At 53.7% G+C, this 16,545-nt stretch carries 25 protein-coding genes; 6 read left to right on the top strand and 19 right to left on the bottom strand.

Features of this window, described 5'->3' with window-relative positions; all coding sequences use genetic code 11:
• Positions 1–49 precede the first annotated feature (49 nt).
• From def to mscL, 5 genes are all read left to right on the top strand, one after another.
• On the top strand, positions 50–565 hold the full coding sequence (gene def / locus ACL2XJ_RS10715) for a peptide deformylase (RefSeq protein WP_132923631.1): 516 nt from the start codon (positions 50–52) through the stop codon (positions 563–565).
• Positions 566–587: 22 nt separating this feature from the next.
• A complete protein-coding gene (gene fmt, locus ACL2XJ_RS10710; RefSeq protein ID WP_132923632.1) occupies positions 588–1,547 on the top strand; it encodes a methionyl-tRNA formyltransferase in 960 nt (319 codons plus the stop codon).
• An 84-nt stretch (positions 1,548–1,631) separates the two neighbouring features.
• Positions 1,632–2,951 carry a 16S rRNA (cytosine(967)-C(5))-methyltransferase RsmB gene (gene rsmB, locus ACL2XJ_RS10705; protein WP_413726465.1) on the top strand — a complete coding sequence of 440 codons (1,320 nt, stop codon included), beginning with the start codon at positions 1,632–1,634 and terminating at the stop codon, positions 2,949–2,951.
• A 16-nt stretch (positions 2,952–2,967) separates the two neighbouring features.
• Positions 2,968–4,344, top strand: a complete 1,377-nt coding sequence (trkA, locus tag ACL2XJ_RS10700; RefSeq protein WP_132923634.1) for a Trk system potassium transporter TrkA — start codon at positions 2,968–2,970, stop codon at positions 4,342–4,344.
• Positions 4,345–4,629: 285 nt separating this feature from the next.
• On the top strand, positions 4,630–5,061 hold the full coding sequence (gene mscL / locus ACL2XJ_RS10695) for a large-conductance mechanosensitive channel protein MscL (RefSeq protein ID WP_132923635.1): 432 nt from the start codon (positions 4,630–4,632) through the stop codon (positions 5,059–5,061).
• Positions 5,062–5,131: 70 nt separating this feature from the next.
• On the opposite strand, the gene ACL2XJ_RS10690 is transcribed toward mscL, so the two are convergent.
• The 3 genes from ACL2XJ_RS10690 to ACL2XJ_RS10680 all read right to left on the bottom strand — a co-directional run bounded on the left by ACL2XJ_RS10690 (position 5,132) and on the right by ACL2XJ_RS10680 (position 6,944).
• Positions 5,132–5,362 carry an alternative ribosome-rescue factor A gene (locus ACL2XJ_RS10690; RefSeq protein WP_203522941.1) on the bottom strand — a complete coding sequence of 77 codons (231 nt, stop codon included), beginning with the start codon at positions 5,360–5,362 and terminating at the stop codon, positions 5,132–5,134.
• A gap of 152 nt (positions 5,363–5,514) precedes the next feature.
• On the bottom strand, positions 5,515–5,889 hold the full coding sequence (locus ACL2XJ_RS10685; RefSeq protein WP_132923637.1) for a DUF1992 domain-containing protein: 375 nt from the start codon (positions 5,887–5,889) through the stop codon (positions 5,515–5,517).
• A gap of 152 nt (positions 5,890–6,041) precedes the next feature.
• A complete protein-coding gene (locus ACL2XJ_RS10680) occupies positions 6,042–6,944 on the bottom strand; it encodes a LysR substrate-binding domain-containing protein (RefSeq protein WP_413726464.1) in 903 nt (300 codons plus the stop codon).
• A gap of 241 nt (positions 6,945–7,185) precedes the next feature.
• Here ACL2XJ_RS10680 and ACL2XJ_RS10675 point away from each other — a divergent pair, with 241 nt between their 5' ends.
• Complete coding sequence (locus ACL2XJ_RS10675; protein WP_413726463.1) at positions 7,186–8,307, top strand: alkene reductase; 1,122 nt, start codon at positions 7,186–7,188, stop codon at positions 8,305–8,307.
• A 71-nt stretch (positions 8,308–8,378) separates the two neighbouring features.
• Here ACL2XJ_RS10675 and rplQ read toward each other — a convergent pair whose 3' ends face one another.
• The 16 genes from rplQ to rplX form a co-directional block, all read right to left on the bottom strand.
• Positions 8,379–8,774, bottom strand: coding sequence for a 50S ribosomal protein L17 (rplQ, locus tag ACL2XJ_RS10670; RefSeq protein WP_132923640.1), 396 nt, complete (start codon positions 8,772–8,774; stop codon positions 8,379–8,381).
• Between the two features lie 40 nt (positions 8,775–8,814).
• Positions 8,815–9,804, bottom strand: a complete 990-nt coding sequence (locus tag ACL2XJ_RS10665) for a DNA-directed RNA polymerase subunit alpha (RefSeq protein WP_132923641.1) — start codon at positions 9,802–9,804, stop codon at positions 8,815–8,817.
• A 25-nt stretch (positions 9,805–9,829) separates the two neighbouring features.
• Positions 9,830–10,450, bottom strand: coding sequence for a 30S ribosomal protein S4 (rpsD, locus tag ACL2XJ_RS10660; RefSeq protein ID WP_132923642.1), 621 nt, complete (start codon positions 10,448–10,450; stop codon positions 9,830–9,832).
• A 30-nt stretch (positions 10,451–10,480) separates the two neighbouring features.
• Positions 10,481–10,870, bottom strand: coding sequence for a 30S ribosomal protein S11 (rpsK, locus tag ACL2XJ_RS10655; protein ID WP_025420689.1), 390 nt, complete (start codon positions 10,868–10,870; stop codon positions 10,481–10,483).
• A 16-nt stretch (positions 10,871–10,886) separates the two neighbouring features.
• Positions 10,887–11,243, bottom strand: a complete 357-nt coding sequence (rpsM, locus tag ACL2XJ_RS10650) for a 30S ribosomal protein S13 (RefSeq protein ID WP_132923643.1) — start codon at positions 11,241–11,243, stop codon at positions 10,887–10,889.
• A gap of 147 nt (positions 11,244–11,390) precedes the next feature.
• Complete coding sequence (gene rpmJ / locus ACL2XJ_RS10645) at positions 11,391–11,504, bottom strand: 50S ribosomal protein L36 (protein ID WP_132923644.1); 114 nt, start codon at positions 11,502–11,504, stop codon at positions 11,391–11,393.
• Between the two features lie 33 nt (positions 11,505–11,537).
• Positions 11,538–12,869 (bottom strand): preprotein translocase subunit SecY, encoded by a 1,332-nt coding sequence (gene secY / locus ACL2XJ_RS10640; protein ID WP_132923645.1) that lies wholly within the window; start codon positions 12,867–12,869, stop codon positions 11,538–11,540.
• Positions 12,870–12,876: 7 nt separating this feature from the next.
• Positions 12,877–13,311: a 50S ribosomal protein L15 gene (gene rplO / locus ACL2XJ_RS10635; protein WP_132923646.1), complete on the bottom strand. Its 435-nt coding sequence runs from the start codon at positions 13,309–13,311 to the stop codon at positions 12,877–12,879.
• A 3-nt stretch (positions 13,312–13,314) separates the two neighbouring features.
• Positions 13,315–13,494 carry a 50S ribosomal protein L30 gene (gene rpmD, locus ACL2XJ_RS10630; protein WP_132923647.1) on the bottom strand — a complete coding sequence of 60 codons (180 nt, stop codon included), beginning with the start codon at positions 13,492–13,494 and terminating at the stop codon, positions 13,315–13,317.
• 6 nt (positions 13,495–13,500) lie between these two features.
• Positions 13,501–14,004 (bottom strand): 30S ribosomal protein S5, encoded by a 504-nt coding sequence (gene rpsE, locus ACL2XJ_RS10625; RefSeq protein ID WP_132923648.1) that lies wholly within the window; start codon positions 14,002–14,004, stop codon positions 13,501–13,503.
• A gap of 14 nt (positions 14,005–14,018) precedes the next feature.
• On the bottom strand, positions 14,019–14,372 hold the full coding sequence (rplR, locus tag ACL2XJ_RS10620) for a 50S ribosomal protein L18 (RefSeq protein WP_132923649.1): 354 nt from the start codon (positions 14,370–14,372) through the stop codon (positions 14,019–14,021).
• Positions 14,373–14,381: 9 nt separating this feature from the next.
• The gene (gene rplF, locus ACL2XJ_RS10615; protein ID WP_132923650.1) at positions 14,382–14,915 is read right to left on the bottom strand and encodes a 50S ribosomal protein L6; all 534 of its coding nucleotides are present in this window, start codon (positions 14,913–14,915) and stop codon (positions 14,382–14,384) included.
• 13 nt (positions 14,916–14,928) lie between these two features.
• Positions 14,929–15,321: a 30S ribosomal protein S8 gene (rpsH, locus tag ACL2XJ_RS10610; protein WP_132923651.1), complete on the bottom strand. Its 393-nt coding sequence runs from the start codon at positions 15,319–15,321 to the stop codon at positions 14,929–14,931.
• Between the two features lie 33 nt (positions 15,322–15,354).
• Positions 15,355–15,660: a 30S ribosomal protein S14 gene (rpsN, locus tag ACL2XJ_RS10605; RefSeq protein WP_132923652.1), complete on the bottom strand. Its 306-nt coding sequence runs from the start codon at positions 15,658–15,660 to the stop codon at positions 15,355–15,357.
• A 12-nt stretch (positions 15,661–15,672) separates the two neighbouring features.
• Entirely contained in the window at positions 15,673–16,212 is a 540-nt protein-coding gene (gene rplE / locus ACL2XJ_RS10600) for a 50S ribosomal protein L5 (protein WP_132923653.1), read from the bottom strand.
• A 14-nt stretch (positions 16,213–16,226) separates the two neighbouring features.
• Positions 16,227–16,541: a 50S ribosomal protein L24 gene (gene rplX, locus ACL2XJ_RS10595; protein ID WP_132923654.1), complete on the bottom strand. Its 315-nt coding sequence runs from the start codon at positions 16,539–16,541 to the stop codon at positions 16,227–16,229.
• Positions 16,542–16,545 lie beyond the last annotated feature (4 nt).

The raw sequence follows: 16,545 nt of genomic DNA, 5'->3' as shown, positions 1-16,545 counted from the left end.
GAATAAGAGGTGGAATAGTTTTCATAATCGGACGCAGATATAGACTCATATGCCAGTATTGCAGGTATTACATTATCCAGATGAGCGGCTTCGCATTGTTGCGAAACCGGTAAAAGAAGTTAATGACGCTATTCGCCGTATTGTGGATGATATGTTTGAAACCATGTACGTCGAAGAGGGAATTGGCCTGGCCGCAACCCAGGTCAATATACATCAGCGTATTATCGTCATAGATGTATCGGAGACCCATGATCAGCGTCATGTCTTGATCAACCCTGAGCTGCTGAGCAAAAGCGGCGAGACCGGGATTGAGGAAGGGTGCCTGTCGATCCCCGATCAACGGGGTTTTGTGCCCCGGGCCGAAAAAGTGACAGTGCGTGCGCTGAATCGGGAAGGAGAGTCATTCGAGCTTGAAGCGGACGGGCTGTTGGCCATTTGTATCCAGCATGAGATGGACCATCTGGTAGGTAAATTGTTTGTCGACTATCTTTCGCCCTTAAAGCGTCAGCGCATACGTCAGAAAATGGAAAAGATGGCGAAGATCAACGCCCGCGCCGAAAAATAATCGTCGCCATACAGGAATTAACGTGTCCGATTCTCTACGTGTCATTTTTGCCGGTACGCCCGATTTCGCCGCGCGCCATCTCAGCGCATTGCTCGGTTCCAGACATAAAGTCGTCGGGGTGTTTACCCAGCCGGATCGCCCGGCCGGCCGGGGCAACCGGCTTACGGCCAGCCCGGTCAAGGAGCTGGCGCAGCAGCATCACCTGCCGGTCTTCCAGCCAAAATCATTACGCCCGCCGGAAAATCAGCGCCTGGTGGCGGAGCTGGCAGCGGATATCATGGTGGTGGTGGCCTATGGCTTGATTCTGCCTCAGGCAGTGCTGGATATGCCGCGTCTGGGATGCCTGAACGTCCATGGCTCACTGTTGCCGCGCTGGCGGGGCGCGGCGCCAATCCAACGCGCCCTGTGGGCCGGCGATGACGCCACGGGTATCACCATCATGCAAATGGATGCCGGTCTTGATACCGGCGCGATGCTGCTGAAACTTTCCTGCCCCATCACCCCGGAAGACACCAGCGCCAGCCTGTATGAAAAATTGGCGGCTCTCGGCCCCGGCGCCCTGCTCGAGACCCTTGACCGCAGCGCCGCGGGTCATTTGGCGCCGGAAAAACAAGACGAGAGCCGGGCGACCTACGCCGAAAAGTTAACGAAGGAAGAAGCACGCCTGAATTGGCAATTGCCCGCGGCCGACCTGGAACGCTGCGTGCGCGCCTTTAACCCCTGGCCCGTCAGCTTTATCACGATCGCCGGTCAGCCGGTGAAAATCTGGCGGTCGGCGGTGGAGGATACGGCCGCGGACGTTTCACCCGATGCGATTCCCGGCACCATCGTCCGTGCTGACAAGAACGGCATCCTGGTGGCCACGGCTCAGGGCGCGCTCAATCTCCTATTATTGCAACCCGCGGGCAAAAAACCCATGTCGGCGCAGGATTTGCTTAACTCGCGCCGTGAATGGTTTACTCCGGGTACAATTCTGGTCTGATTTTTACAGGGGGTTATCGCCCGGTTTTTGCAAGAAAAACCGGGTGGTTACGTTCCGGCTGTTTCCACCATCCTCCGGTCAATTATGAATAAACATTATAACCTCCGCGCATTGGCGGCGAAGGCTGTCGCCCAGGTGCTCGATCAAGGATTATCCCTCAGCCAGGTGTTGCCGTCGCTGCAAACGCCCCTGGCCGACAAGGATCGCGCATTATTGCAGGAGCTATGTTTTGGTATTTTGCGCACGCTGCCGCAGCTTGAAGGATACATCAGGCAACTGATGGCCAAACCGCTCACCGGCAAACAGCGAACGGTGCATTACCTGCTGATGGTGGGCATATATCAATTACTCTTCACCCGAATTCCCCCTCATGCCGCGCTGGCGGAAACCGTCGACGGCGCAGTTGCGTTGAAGCACCCGCAGCTCAAGGGGCTGGTGAACGGCGTATTGCGCCAATTCCAGCGGCGACAGGAAGAACTGATGGCCGCCGACGACCGCCAGGAGAGCCGTTTTCTTCATCCCTCGTGGCTGGCTAGACGGCTGCAGGCCGCTTACCCCGAAGAAGCCTCGGCCATTATGGACGCCAACAATCAGCGGCCCCCTATGTGGCTGCGCGTTAACCGGCTGTTCAACAGCCGCGATGAATACCTGCAGCTGCTGGCCGGGGAGGATATCATCGCCTACCCCCACCCGGCGCTGCCGGAGGCGGTCAGGCTGGAAACTCCCTGTAATGTCGGTCGGCTGCCGGGCTTTGACCGCGGCTGGGTGACGGTACAGGATGTGGCGGCGCAAGGCTGCGCGCTGTGGCTTGATCCGCAGGCGGGGGAAGATATTCTGGATTTATGCGCAGCGCCGGGAGGAAAAACCACCCATATATTGGAGCTGGCTCCCTTGGCCCGGGTCACTGCCGTGGATGTGGATACCCAGAGGGCCGGCCGGATCAAAGAAAACCTGCAGCGTCTCGGACAGCATGCTAATGTCATCGTCGGTGACGGACGATTGCCGGCGCAGTGGAGCGAGGGGCAAACGTGGGACCGTATTTTGCTGGATGCGCCCTGCTCCGCCACCGGCGTTATCCGGCGGCATCCCGATATCAAATGGCTGCGCCGCGACAGCGATATTGCCGAACTGGCCGCGCTGCAACGGCAAATTCTCACCGCCATTTGGCCGCGGCTTAAACCCGGCGGGACGCTGCTGTATGCCACCTGTTCGGTATTGCCGGAAGAAAATCGCGAACAGATCCGGCGCTTTTTGCAGGAAAATGCCGATGCCGAACTCGCCGGCACGGGTGACGCCGAGCAGCCCGGTTTACAATGTTTGCCGGCCCCGAATGAGGGCGATGGTTTCTTTTACGCTAAGATAACGAAAGGGCAAACAGCCGATAACCCGGCGCGGACAAAATAAGTATGAAGAGTAGATAATGAAAATAATCATCCTTGGTGCGGGACAGGTTGGCGGCACGCTGGCGGAAAACCTGGCGGGGGAGAACAACGATATTACTATCGTCGATACCAACCCCAACCCTCTGCGACAGCTGCAGGATAAGTTCGATTTACGGACCATCCAGGGCCATGCTTCGCATCCCAGGGTGCTCCGGGAAGCCGGCGCGGAAGACGCGGACATGCTGGTCGCCGTCACCAACTCCGACGAAACCAATATGGTGGCCTGCCAGATTGCCTATACCCTGTTCAAAACCCCCAACCGTATCGCGCGCATTCGTTCGGCGGATTATATCCGGGAATCCGCCAGGCTCTTTTCGACGGAAGTCGTGCCTATCGATCACTTGATATCACCCGAGCAGCTGGTTATTGAAAGCATCTATAAGCTGGTGGAATACCCCGGTGCGCTGCAGGTAGTGAATTTTGCCCAGGGCAAAGTCAGTATCGCAGCGGTGAAGGCCTATTATGGCGGTCCGCTGGTGGGCAACGCCCTGTCTTCCCTGCGCGAGCATATGCCGCATATCGACACCCGCGTCGCCGCCATATTTAGGCAGGATCGGCCGATTCGTCCCCAGGGATCCACGGTTATCGAGGCGGGGGATGAAGTCTTTTTTGTGGCCGCATCGCCGCATATCAGGGCGGTAATGAGCGAACTCCAGCGACTGGAAAAACCCTATAAACGTATCATGATCGTCGGCGGCGGCAATATAGGCGCCGGATTGGCGCAGCGGCTGGAGAAGGATTACAGCGTAAAACTGATTGAACGCGATCAGCAGCGGGCGGCTGAGCTGGCGGAACTGTTGCAGGATACCATCGTATTTTACGGCGATGCATCCGATCAGGAGCTGCTGGCGGAAGAGCATATTGAACAAATCGATGTGTTTATCGCCATCACCAATGATGACGAAGCCAACATTATGTCCGCCATGCTGGCCAAACGCATGGGCGCCAAAAAAGTGCTGGTATTGATTCAACGCCGCGCCTATGTGGATCTGGTGCAGGGCAGCGTGATCGATATCGCCATCTCGCCGCAGCAGGCCACGATCTCAGCGCTATTAGGCCATGTGCGAAAAGCGGATATTGTCAGCGTGTCCTCGTTACGCCGTGGGGTGGCCGAGGCCATAGAGGCTATCGCCCACGGCGATGAGAGCACGTCAAAAGTAGTGGGTCGGGCTATCGACGCCATCAAATTGCCCCCCGGCACGGTTATTGGCGCTATTGTCCGGGGCGACGAGGTGATCATCGCCAATAAAAACAGTCATATTCAGCAAGGGGATCATGTGATTATGTTTTTGACCGACAAAAAATTCATTACCGATGTGGAACGCTTATTCCAACCTAGCCCCTTCTTTCTATAAAAAATATTAATGTGTTTTAACATAACAATATTTCGGTCATTTTTAAGTTGCCCGGTTCTAGCGCCGGGCAATGAAAAAATGGCCGCCCAGACCTACAAAAATGCTGCTGTAAAATAAAGGGCTCATTCTTATTAGGGATATTATCCCGCTCGGTCGTTGACAGGACGCTTAATGTCGGACTATTCCTTATATTGAGGGCCCGATAACCTTCACCTTCGAAGCATTCTGGCAAAATAGTGATCCTTTGTTAGAATTAATTTGTTATTAACCTAAGGGAACAAGCCTATGAGTTTTTTGCAGGAATTTCGTAAATTTGCCATGCGCGGCAACGTAGTAGACCTGGCGGTAGGTGTGATTATCGGTGCTGCTTTCGGCAGAATCGTCTCGTCACTGGTGGCAAACGTCATTATGCCGCCTCTGGGACTGCTGATTGGCGGTGTCGATTTCAAACAGTTTGCCTGGGTGTTAAAACCGGCGCAGGGAGATACGCCGGCGGTAGTGATGCAATACGGTATTTTTCTGCAAAATATTTTTGACTTCATTATTGTCGCGCTGGCCGTATTTTGCGTGGTCAAACTTATCAACAGCATGCATCGTAAACAAGAAGAGGCGCCGGCCGCGCCGCCGCCCCCCAGCGCTGAGGAAACGTTACTGACCGAAATTCGGGATTTGTTAAAACAGCAGCAGCAAACCCAGGCCGGCAGACCGATAGAATAAGCGTGGATATCAAGTCCCTATTTTCCGCCGGGCGTTGCGACAAAGACAACGGGACAATGCGGACAGGACATTAGTTCGCGCGGGAATGGTATGCAGGCAGAAGGGCAGTGGTAAAATCACGTGAAATAATTTTGCCACTGCCCTCCCAATCGCGGGCCTTTGCGTTTTTTCCTTTGCGGCAATAACTGCCTTTGCCCTTGAGATTTTTTTCGCGGCGCTGGCGAAACAACGGGTCGTTGAGGAGTGCCGCCAGGGCATTGTCCTTGATGATGCCTTTGGTGTGTTGATACTTGTCAGCCATGATGTTCTCTTCCTGCTGTCTTAATGGTATGAAAAGTTAAGCCTGGCACTGGGTGCCTTTTCACTGCGGGCGCAATTATAGCAAATCGTTTTCTACGTTGCTCATTCAATCCTCTGCCGTTGATAGGCGGTAAAGCCAATTATGGCATCCCTCTATTTCCCCGTTTTACTGAAACGTCGCTGCAGCTGCGGCTGATATCCCTGATGCAGAAAATCAGTGCTCAACCCAGCCTGACGGAGCTTGATTTCCAGCAGCCTTAACCGCGCGGCGATCTCGGTATGCCTGGCGTCGCTATCTTCAATGCCCTGCAATAAATCCTTGAGCTGCAGCGCATCTTTACGGTCCTGTAATTCCGGCGGCAAATAGCCGGCATTTTTCAACAGGCGATAACCGGTGCGCAACTCCTCCGGTACGGCACTATCATCATCAAGCTGCAGGGGCCTGCCGTATCCAGGCAAATTATCAAAATCGCCGTTCTTCTGCGCTTGCTGAATATGTTGCTCGGCCCATTCATCGAATAACCACATCGTCTAAGCCACTCCTTATCTATATAGCTTGCCGGTTAAGAATAACGCATTGGGCAATCGATGATAAGAGGCACGGGAATAAGGTGCAGCATTGCCACGGTTCAATGACACCCTGGAACTGCCTGGCATTGCTTATATTGAAAGACCACCCGTCATTCACCGAATGGCTGTTTACCCAGCACGCCGGTGACATGGTCAACAAAGCAGGTGATGCGCGATGCCAGCGTCGTGTTGCGGTAGTACACCGCGTTGATGGGCTGACGCACGTCAAGGGTTTGCGTGGAGAACAATTGCACCAGCCGCCCACTCTGGCGGTCCTCGCGGGTCATGAAGTCAGAAAGGCAGACGATGCCGAGGCCGGACAGCGCCATTTGCCTGAGTGTCTCACCGCTGGACGATGCAATCGATGGCTTGATGTGCAAGGTGACCCCGCTCGCTTCGCGCAGTGGCCAGTCGTTCAGAGATTCGGGATGATTAAATCCCAGAAGAGCATGTGTCCCGAGCTGGGCCAGCGTAGTCGGCATACCATAGCGTGTCAGATAGTCCGGACTTGCGAGCACGCGGACACGACTGCTACCGATGGGGCGTGCGTGTAGAGTAGAGTCTTTCAGGGGCCCGATGCGGAACGCCACGTCGGTACGCCTTTCGATCAAATCGATATTGCCCTCGGTGGAGTGGAGCTCCAGCTCTATGTCCGGGTAGCGGGTACGGAACCCCTCCAGCAGCGGCACGATAACATGCAGCATGAAAGGAGTAGCCGCATCAACCCGCAGCCGTCCGGCAGGCCGCATCCGTCTTGCCGCCATTTGCTCTTCGGCTTCATCAACCGAGGCAAGGATAGTGCGCGCGTGCTGCAAAAAGTCCGTTCCCTCCTCAGTCAGCTCCAGCCGCCGCGTGGTGCGCCGCAGCAGGGTCGTCTGTAACTTTTCCTCCAAACGACTGAGCGTGCGGCTGGTAGCCGAAATGGTCAGGTCCAGTTGTTCCGCCGCTGCGGTGATTGAGCCCGTATCTACAACGGCAACAAACGCTTGTAATTCGTCTAAGGTAGTTTTCATTATTGATTTTATATCAAAAGAATTTGGCTTATACAGGGCTTAATCTACAAATGTAAACCCAGCATACTGTGACCCTTGTTCAATATCCTGAATCACAACCATACCACTTGCACTGCTTGCCGTCGTGCCGCCGGTGGATTCAGCATCGGCGTCAAGGCCCCACTCGACAACGACTGGTACCTGTTGTCCCTTTTCCCGACGCATGCCACCGGCGCGGCTGCGCCGGTCGCGGAGACCCCTCATGTCTGATATCCAAGACCCGCTGTTTCAACCCTATTTCCTGGGTGGCCTCGAACTGCCCAACCGCATCGTGATGCCGCCGATGACCCGCTCGCGCGCCAGTCAACCTGGCGACGTGCCGAACGATCTGATGGCCGCTTATTACGCGCAGCGTGCCGGCGCCGGTCTGATCGTCAGCGAAGGCACCTGGATCTCACCGCTCGGCAAAGGCTATGCATGGACGCCGGGCATCCATACGCCTGCGCAGCTCGCCGGCTGGCGCAAGGTGACCCAAGCCACGCACGCCGCGGGCGGACACATATTCGCGCAGCTCTGGCACGTCGGCCGCCTGAGCCACATCAGCCTGCTCGAAGGGCAGTCCCCGGTATCGTCCACGGCCATCCAGGCCGAGGGCGTGAATGTCTTTGTTGCTGAAAGCGACGGTATGCCGAGCTTTGTGCCGGCATCCAAACCGCGCGCGCTCCAGGTGGAAGAAATCCACGCCATTGTCGATGAGTTCCGCCAGGCCGCACGCAACGCGATGGCCGCAGGCTTTGACGGTGTTGAACTGCACGGCGCCAACGGCTACCTGATCAACCAGTTCATCGACTCCGGCGCCAACGGCCGAAGCGATGAGTATGGCGGCTCGCTGGAGAACCGTCTGCGTTTTCTCGGCGAGGTAGCGCAAGCCCTGGTGGAGGGCACTGGCGACCAGACCCGCGTCGGTATTCGCCTGGCCCCGCTGACCACCCTCAACGGCTGCGTCGATGATGACCCAGAGACCACCTACACCGCAGCGGCAAAGCTGCTGGGCGAAATCGGCGTGGGCTATATCCACATCGCCGAGGCAGATTGGGACGATGCGCCGGATATGCCGACAGGTTTCAAGCAGCGGCTTCGGGAGGTGTTCCCAGGCACGCTGATTTACGCCGGCCACTACAACGCGGAGCGCGCCCGCACGGCGTTGCGTGAAGGCTGGGCGGATTTGATCGGTTTCGGCCGTCCGTTCGTGGCTAATCCCGACCTACCGCAGCGTCTGCGCACCGGAGCGCAACTCAATATGCATGACCGCGACACTCTGTTCGGCGGCGGCGCGCACGGTTTGACCGACTATCCCACGCTGGGCCTGAAGCCCGGCCAGTGATGTTTCAGGCGCCCGGCGCACTAAATAAAAAACCCGGCCAAGGCCGGGTTTTGTAAGCTGACGGCTATAGATTACTCTGTAACCGCTTCCGCTGGAACTTGTGACTCTGCCGCACGATCAAGCAGTTCGATGTAAGCCATCGGCGCATTGTCACCTGCACGGAATCCACACTTTAAAATACGAGTGTAACCACCGGCACGGCTCGCAAAACGCGGTCCAAGCTCGTTAAACAGTTTTGCCACGATCTCGTTATCACGAGTACGGGCGAATGCCAGACGACGATTTGCAACGCTGTCGGTCTTGGCAAGTGTAATCAGCGGTTCAACAACACGGCGCAGCTCTTTCGCTTTTGGCAGAGTCGTCTTGATTATCTCATGACGAACCAAAGAGCCGGCCATGTTACGGAACATAGCCTGGCGATGGCTGCTGTTACGGTTCAGTTGACGACCACTCTTACGATGGCGCATGACCTTATCCTTCTCAGTAAAACCTTACCCTGTGATCGGGTTATTCATCAGCAATACTTGCCGGAGGCCAATTCTCAAGGCGCATGCCCAGAGATAACCCACGGGAAGCCAACACATCTTTAATCTCAGTGAGAGATTTTTTACCCAGGTTGGGCGTTTTAAGGAGCTCAACCTCGGTGCGCTGTACCAGATCACCGATGTAGTGGATGGCTTCTGCCTTAAGGCAGTTAGCAGAGCGGACAGTCAATTCCAAATCGTCAACCGGGCGCAGCAAGATCGGATCGAATTCTGGTTTTTCTTCTTTCACTTCCGGCTGACGTACATCACGTAAATCAACAAAAGCTTCAAGTTGTTCAGCCAGAATGGTCGCCGCGCGGCGGATCGCCTCTTCAGGATCGATCGTACCGTTGGTTTCCATTTCGATGACCAGCTTATCCAGATCGGTACGCTGTTCAACACGTGCAGCTTCAACATTGTAGGCGATCCGCTCTACAGGGCTATAGCACGCATCGACCAGCAAACGACCGATCGGGCGCTCGTCTTCTTCCGAATGAATTCGGGCAGAAGCCGGCACATAACCACGACCACGCTGAACTTTGATACGCATATTGATTGCTGCGTTCTCATCGGTCAGGTGACACAGCACATGCTGCGGCTTGACGATTTCGACATCCCCGTCATGGGTAATGTCGGCTGCGGTTACAGGGCCAATGCCAGATTTATTCAGAGTAAGGATAACGTCATCTTTACCTTGAACTCTCACCGCCAGCCCTTTCAGGTTGAGCAGAATCTCCAGGATGTCTTCCTGTACACCTTCTTTGGTGCTGTACTCGTGCAGTACACCATCAATCTCAACCTCGGTCACCGCGCAACCCGGCATCGACGAAAGCAGAATACGGCGCAGTGCGTTACCTAGAGTATGGCCAAAGCCACGCTCTAAAGGTTCAAGGGTCACCTTGGCGTGCGTCGAACTGATTTGCTCGATATCTACCAGGCGCGGTTTTAGAAACTCTGTCACAGAACCCTGCATTGTGTCCTCTCTTTGGTACTAAGCCTTACTTGGAGTAAAGCTCGACTATCAGGTGTTCATTAATGTCCGCAGACAGATCGGTACGTTCTGGAATGCGCTTGAACACCCCTTCCATCTTAGCAGCGTCAACTTCAAGCCAGGTCGGCTTTTCACGCTGTTCAGCCAGTTCCAATGAGGCACGAACACGGGATTGCTTTTTCGCTTTCTCACGGATGCTAACAACGTCATTCGGAGTAACCTGGTAAGAAGCGATGTTGACTACACGTCCGTTTACCATGATCGCCTTGTGGCTGACCAATTGACGTGATTCAGCGCGAGTGGCACCAAAACCCATACGGTAAACAACGTTGTCCAGACGGCCTTCGAGCAACTGCAACAGGTTTTCACCGGTATTGCCTTTAAGACGCGCTGCTTCTTTGTAATAGTTGCGGAATTGACGTTCCAGAACGCCGTAAATACGACGGACTTTTTGTTTTTCACGCAACTGCACCCCGTAATCGGACAGACGCGGCTTACGCGCGCCATGCTGTCCAGGGGGCTGTTCAATCTTGCCTTTGGTATCGATCGCTCGAACACCTGACTTCAGGAACAGGTCGGTGCCCTCACGACGGCTCAGCTTGAGCTTAGGACCCAAATATCTTGCCATTTTCTTTCTCCAACTAACCTAAAAGCGGCGTTATACGCGGCGCTTTTTAGGCGGACGACAACCGTTATGGGGGATCGGAGTCACATCAGTAATGTTAGTGATGCGAAAACCAGCCGCGTTTAACGCGCGAACGGTAGACTCACGGCCCGGACCAGGTCCTTTAACCATAACTTCCAGATTCTTGATGCCATACTCTTTCACTGCTTCAGCGCAGCGTTCTGCTGCAACCTGTGCGGCAAACGGAGTAGACTTACGAGAACCACGGAAACCGGAACCACCGGCCGTCGCCCAACCCAACGCATTACCCTGACGATCGGTAATTGTTACGATGGTATTGTTGAAAGACGCATGGATATGAGCCACACCATCTGAAACTTGCTTTTTAACACGCTTGCGTGCACGAATAGGTGCCTTAGCCATTATTTAATCACCCCGATTATTTCTTGATCGGTTTACGCGGACCCTTACGGGTACGGGCGTTGGTCTTAGTACGCTGACCGCGGACTGGAAGACCACGACGATGACGCAAACCACGATAAGTACCAAGGTCCATAAGACGTTTGATACTCAGGGTAACTTCACGGCGCAAATCACCTTCGACCACAAATTTAGCCACTGCTTCACGCAGCGTGTCGATCTGCTCTTCAGACAGCTCACTGATCTTAACATGTTCAGCTATGCCCGCACTCTCACAAATAGATTGCGAACGGGTTTTACCGATACCGTAGATAGCGGTCAATGCAATCACGGCATGTTTATGATCAGGAATGTTAATGCCTGCTATACGGGCCACTATGCACTCCTAAAAATGTAAACGGCAACACCATTCTGAAAAGCCCGTTTTCAGGATACTCAAACGATGTTGCGTTGATATACAAAAGATTGGCTGGCTAATCTAGCCAGCTCAACCCAACTTTGCAAGAAAAAAATGCCGGAATTTTTAGCCTTGGCGCTGTTTATGCTTTGGCTCACTGCAAATCACACGTACGACACCGTGGCGTCTTACAATCTTGCAGTTACGACACAACTTCTTGACGGAAGCACGAACTTTCATTTTTCCTCTCCGTAACTTCGCAAGCTCACCGAATCAGCGGTTATAGCCTTTAAGGTTTGCTTTCTTCAATGCCGACTCATATTGACTTGACATCATCAGAGTCTGCACTTGAGCCATAAAGTCCATGATTACCACAACGACAATCAATAAAGATGTGCCCCCAAAGTAGAAGGGAACTTTCATTGCGTCACGCATGAACTCCGGGATAAGGCAGATAAAAGTAATATACATTGCCCCGACCAGGGTCAGACGGGTCATTACTTTATCTATATATTTAGCCGTTTGCTCTCCCGGACGAATGCCTGGTACAAATGCACCGGACTTCTTCAGGTTATCTGCTGTCTCGCGCGGGTTAAACACCAATGCCGTGTAAAAGAAACAGAAGAATATGATTGCAGACGCATAGAGTAACACATAAAGCGGTTGACCAGGCTGCAAATACAATGAAATAGCTGTCAGCCAACCCCAACCGGTACCGCCGCCGAACCAAGATGCAATCGTGGCCGGAAACAGAATGATGCTGGAAGCGAAAATCGCCGGGATTACACCGGCCATATTCACCTTCAACGGCAAATGTGTACTTTGTGCCGCATAAACACGACGCCCTTGCTGACGTTTGGCATAGTTAACGACAATACGCCGCTGGCCACGCTCGACAAATACAACAAAAAACGTCACTGCAAATACGAGAACCACAATCAATAGCAACACGAGGAAGTGCATGTCGCCTTGTCGAGCTTGCTCAATGGTATGGCCGATGGCCGGCGGGAGACCCGCAACGATACCGGCAAAGATAATGATGGAGATACCGTTACCGATACCCCGTTCAGTTATCTGCTCGCCCAACCACATCAGGAACATTGTCCCGGTGACCAGGCTCACGACAGCGGTAAAGTAAAACGCGAAGCCCGGATTATAAACCAGGCCTTGCATCCCGGGCATATTCGGTAAACCGGTAGCAATACCGATCGACTGGAATATCCCCAATACCAACGTGCCATAGCGGGTGTACTGGCTTATCTTGCGACGGCCAGCCTCACCTTCTTTTTTTATCTCCGCCAGCGCCGGGTGAACCACAGTCAGCAGCTGTATGATGATCGATGCCGAAATATACGGCATGATCCCCAACGCGAAGATAGAAGCACGGCTGAGCGCGCCACCAGAGAACATGTTGAACATTTCAATGATGGTGCCTCTTTGCTGTTCGAGCAATTTCGCAAGCACAGCGGCATCGATACCAGGAATCGGAATAAAAGAGCCGATACGGAAGACAATCAGAGCGCCGACCACAAACAAAAGCCTGCGTCGCAATTCGCCTAATCCGCCTTTAGCACTTTGAAAGTCTAATCCTGGTTGTTTGGCCATCTGCTACTTATTCCTCAATTTTACCGCCGGCGGCTTCGATTGCAGCACGAGCGCCTTTGGTGACACGCAGACCGCGCAGGGTTACTGCGCGATTGATTTCGCCGGAAAGCATGACTTTCGCGAACTCAATCTGGGTGCCAACAACGTTAGCGGCTTTAAGCGTATTCAGATCGATAACCTCACCGTCTACCTTCGCCAGCTCGGACAGGCGAATTTCCGCCGTAATTGCTGCTTTGCGCGAAGTGAAGCCGAATTTCGGCAGACGACGGTACAATGGCATCTGGCCGCCTTCGAAACCGCGACGCACGCCACCGCCAGAACGAGATTTCTGACCTTTGACACCGCGTCCGCCGGTTTTACCCAGACCGGAACCGATGCCACGGCCAACACGCCTTGGCGCGTGTTTGGAACCCTCAGCCGGAGACAGAGTATTTAAGCGCATCTCTTACTCCTCAACTTTGACCATGTAGGAAACCAAATTGACCATACCGCGAATCGCAGGAGTATCCTCGCGCTCAACGGTGTGACCAATGCGACGCAGGCCCAAGCCAACCAGAGTTGCCCTGTGTTTCGGCAGACGACCGATGGAACTGCGAGTCTGTGTTATTTTAATAGTCTGTGCCATGGTCAATTACCCCAGAATTTCTTCAACGGATTTACCACGCTTGGCAGCGACCATTTCGGGAGACTTCATGTTAGCGAGCGCATCGATAGTTGCACGAACCACGTTAATCGGGTTGGTGGAACCATATGTTTTTGCTAACACGTTGTGAACTCCTGCGACTTCAAGGACGGCGCGCATAGCACCACCGGCGATAATACCGGTACCTTGGGAAGCCGGCTGCATGAACACCCGCGACCCCGTGTGAGCACCTTTGACAGGATGCTGCAGGGTGCCGCTGTTCAGCGCGACATTCAACATATTGCGACGGGCTTTTTCCATCGCTTTCTGGATTGCTGCCGGAACTTCGCGTGCCTTGCCGTAACCAAAACCTACGCGACCGTTACCGTCACCGACAACTGTCAGAGCGGTAAAACTGAAAATACGGCCACCTTTTACGGTTTTGGATACGCGATTTACCGCGATCAGCTTTTCCTGCAGTTCGCCAGCTTGCTTCTCAGTGTGTTGTGACATCTTACACCCCTACCTTAGAACTGAAGGCCAGCTTCACGGGCAGCATCTGCCAGTGCCTGGACACGACCATGATATTGGAATCCGGAACGATCAAAGGCCACAACCTTGATGCCTTTTTCCAAAGCGCGTTCGGCGATGGTTTTACCCACGGCGCTGGCGGCGTCTTTGTTACCGGTACCCTTTAATTGCTCCGCGATGGCTTTTTCTAAAGTAGAAGCGGCCACCAATACTTCAGCACCATTCGGGGCAATGACCTGCGCATAAATATGGCGCGGGGTACGATGTATAACCAGGCGAGTTGCGCCCAGTTCGTGGAGCTTGCGGCGTGCGCGGGTCGCACGACGGATACGAGCTGCTTTCTTATCCATAGTGTTACCTTACTTTTTCTTAGCCTCTTTGGTACGCACGACTTCGTCGGCGTAACGGACACCCTTGCCTTTGTAGGGCTCAGGACGACGATAGGCCCGCAAATCAGCCGCGATCTGCCCAACAGCCTGCTTATCAGCGCCTTTCAGCACGATTTCAGTCTGGCTTGGACATTCAGCGGTGATGCCTGCCGGTAAAACATGGTCAATGGGGTGTGAATAGCCAAGGGCCAAATTCACCACATTGCCTTTTACCGCGGCGCGATAACCTACGCCTACCAGCTGCAGCTTCTTGGTGAAGCCTTCAGTAACACCGACAATCATTGCATGCAACAGTGCACGGGTCGTACCCGCCAGGGCCCAACCGTTCGCTTCGCCTTCACGGGGCAGAAACGTCAGGTTATTGTCCGCATAGTTGACATGAACTGCGTCGTGGATAGTACGGCTCAGCTCGCCGTTTTTACCTTTGATCGTAATGTTCTGACCGTCGAGTTTTATCTCTACGCCGGCAGGAACTACGACATGTGCTTTTGCAACACGAGACATGTTTTCCTCCCGATTAAGCTACGTAGCAGATAATCTCGCCACCAAGACCAGCCTGGCGAGCCGCACGATCAGTCATGACACCTTTAGAGGTGGAAACAACCGCGATACCCAAACCGGCCATAACTTTCGGCAGCGCATCTTTTTTCTTATAGATACGCAGACCAGGGCGGCTGATACGCTGAATGGTTTCTACCACCGGCTTACCTTGGAAGTACTTGAGTTCAAGTTCCAATGTAGGCTTGGTGTCGCCTTCAATTTTATAATCTTCAATAAAGCCTTCTTCTTTCAGCAAATGGGCGATTGCCACTTTAAGCTTGGAGGAAGGCATGGAGACCGCTGTTTTGTTCGCGGTTTGACCGTTGCGGATACGGGTCAGCATATCCGCGATCGGATCTTGCATGCTCATCTGTCTTTACTCCCGTGATTCAATTGGTGACAATTACCAGCTAGCCTTTCTCAGACCCGGGATCTCGCCACGCATGGCAGTTTCACGGACCTTGATACGGCTCAACCCGAATTTCCGCAGGAAAGCGTGCGGACGACCAGTTTGGCGGCAGCGGTTACGCTGACGAGACGGGCTGGAATCACGCGGCAGAGTCTGCAGCTTGAGAACCGCATCCCAACGCTCTTCATCAGAAGAAGTCACGCTCGAGATGATGGTTTTAAGTTCAGCGCGTTTTGCGAAGTATTTTTCAGCTAATTTCACGCGCTTGACTTCGCGTGCTTTCATGGATTGCTTAGCCATTAGAACCCTGCCTTACTTGCGGAATGGGAAGTTAAAGGCGTCCAATAGTGCACGACCTTCATCATCGGATTTCGCAGTAGTGGTGATGGTAATATCCAAACCACGAACGCGATCGACTTTGTCATAATCGATTTCCGGGAAGATGATCTGCTCACGCACGCCCATGCTGTAGTTGCCACGGCCATCGAATGACTTGGTGGACAGGCCACGGAAGTCACGGATACGCGGCACAGCAATGGTTATCAGTCGCTCAAAGAACTCCCACATGCGTTCACCACGCAGGGTTACTTTACAGCCGATCGGATAGCCCTGACGGATTTTGAAGCCCGCAACGGATCTGCGCGCCTTGGTGATAAGCGGTTTTTGACCTGAAATCGCTGCTAAATCGTTGGCAGCATTATCCAGCAATTTTTTATCAGCAATCGCTTCACCCACACCCATGTTCAGGGTGATCTTCTCGACCCGAGGGACTTGCATGACAGAATGATAGTCGAATTCTTTCATTAACTTCTCGACCACTTCGTCTTTGTAGTAATCATGCAGTTTCGCCATCGTACTACTCCAAGTTACTTAATAGTTTCGCCGTTAGATTTGAAAATACGGACTTTTTTGCCGTCTTCAATCTTAAAGCCTACACGGTCCGCCTTGTTGGCAGCCCCGTTGAAGATGGCAATGTTGGAAAGCTGAATTGCCGCTTCCTGTTCAACGATGCCGCCCGGCTGGTTCGTAGCCGGAACTGGTTTTTGATGTTTCTTAACCAGGTTTATACCTTCAACAATGGCCTTGCCCGTAGACAGAACATTCTTTACTTTACCGCGCTTACCTTTATCTTTGCCGGTCAGCACGATAACTTCGTCATCACGACGGATTTTCGCTGCCATGATT

Origin of the sequence: Sodalis sp. RH16, from assembly GCF_047324245.1 — a bacterium.
Classification (GTDB): Bacteria; Pseudomonadota; Gammaproteobacteria; order Enterobacterales; family Enterobacteriaceae; genus Acerihabitans; species Acerihabitans ligni.
Note: the sequence above shows the minus strand (reverse complement) of the source record. Positions and strands in the feature narration are given on the sequence as shown.

Bases quoted from the DNA above. Each gene is read 5' to 3' on its own strand.
- rplE (WP_132923653.1), bottom strand. From the start codon at position 16,212: ATGGCGAAACTGCATGATTACTACAAAGACGAAGTGGTCGAGAAGTTA.
- rpmD (WP_132923647.1), bottom strand. From the start codon at position 13,494: ATGGCACAGACTATTAAAATAACACAGACTCGCAGTTCCATCGGTCGT.
- rplX (WP_132923654.1), bottom strand. From the start codon at position 16,541: ATGGCAGCGAAAATCCGTCGTGATGACGAAGTTATCGTGCTGACCGGC.
- ACL2XJ_RS10690 (WP_203522941.1), bottom strand. From the start codon at position 5,362: ATGGCTGACAAGTATCAACACACCAAAGGCATCATCAAGGACAATGCC.
- ACL2XJ_RS10685 (WP_132923637.1), bottom strand. From the start codon at position 5,889: ATGTGGTTATTCGATGAATGGGCCGAGCAACATATTCAGCAAGCGCAG.
- trkA (WP_132923634.1), top strand. From the start codon at position 2,968: ATGAAAATAATCATCCTTGGTGCGGGACAGGTTGGCGGCACGCTGGCG.
- rpsN (WP_132923652.1), bottom strand. From the start codon at position 15,660: ATGGCTAAGCAATCCATGAAAGCACGCGAAGTCAAGCGCGTGAAATTA.
- rpsD (WP_132923642.1), bottom strand. From the start codon at position 10,450: ATGGCAAGATATTTGGGTCCTAAGCTCAAGCTGAGCCGTCGTGAGGGC.
- rpsK (WP_025420689.1), bottom strand. From the start codon at position 10,870: ATGGCTAAGGCACCTATTCGTGCACGCAAGCGTGTTAAAAAGCAAGTT.
- rplR (WP_132923649.1), bottom strand. From the start codon at position 14,372: ATGGATAAGAAAGCAGCTCGTATCCGTCGTGCGACCCGCGCACGCCGC.
- mscL (WP_132923635.1), top strand. From the start codon at position 4,630: ATGAGTTTTTTGCAGGAATTTCGTAAATTTGCCATGCGCGGCAACGTA.
- ACL2XJ_RS10680 (WP_413726464.1), bottom strand. From the start codon at position 6,944: ATGAAAACTACCTTAGACGAATTACAAGCGTTTGTTGCCGTTGTAGAT.
- ACL2XJ_RS10675 (WP_413726463.1), top strand. From the start codon at position 7,186: ATGTCTGATATCCAAGACCCGCTGTTTCAACCCTATTTCCTGGGTGGC.
- rpsH (WP_132923651.1), bottom strand. From the start codon at position 15,321: ATGAGCATGCAAGATCCGATCGCGGATATGCTGACCCGTATCCGCAAC.
- rsmB (WP_413726465.1), top strand. From the start codon at position 1,632: ATGAATAAACATTATAACCTCCGCGCATTGGCGGCGAAGGCTGTCGCC.
- rplF (WP_132923650.1), bottom strand. From the start codon at position 14,915: ATGTCTCGTGTTGCAAAAGCACATGTCGTAGTTCCTGCCGGCGTAGAG.
- rpsE (WP_132923648.1), bottom strand. From the start codon at position 14,004: ATGTCACAACACACTGAGAAGCAAGCTGGCGAACTGCAGGAAAAGCTG.
- def (WP_132923631.1), top strand. From the start codon at position 50: ATGCCAGTATTGCAGGTATTACATTATCCAGATGAGCGGCTTCGCATT.
- rpmJ (WP_132923644.1), bottom strand. From the start codon at position 11,504: ATGAAAGTTCGTGCTTCCGTCAAGAAGTTGTGTCGTAACTGCAAGATT.
- ACL2XJ_RS10665 (WP_132923641.1), bottom strand. From the start codon at position 9,804: ATGCAGGGTTCTGTGACAGAGTTTCTAAAACCGCGCCTGGTAGATATC.
- secY (WP_132923645.1), bottom strand. From the start codon at position 12,869: ATGGCCAAACAACCAGGATTAGACTTTCAAAGTGCTAAAGGCGGATTA.
- rplQ (WP_132923640.1), bottom strand. From the start codon at position 8,774: ATGCGCCATCGTAAGAGTGGTCGTCAACTGAACCGTAACAGCAGCCAT.
- rplO (WP_132923646.1), bottom strand. From the start codon at position 13,311: ATGCGCTTAAATACTCTGTCTCCGGCTGAGGGTTCCAAACACGCGCCA.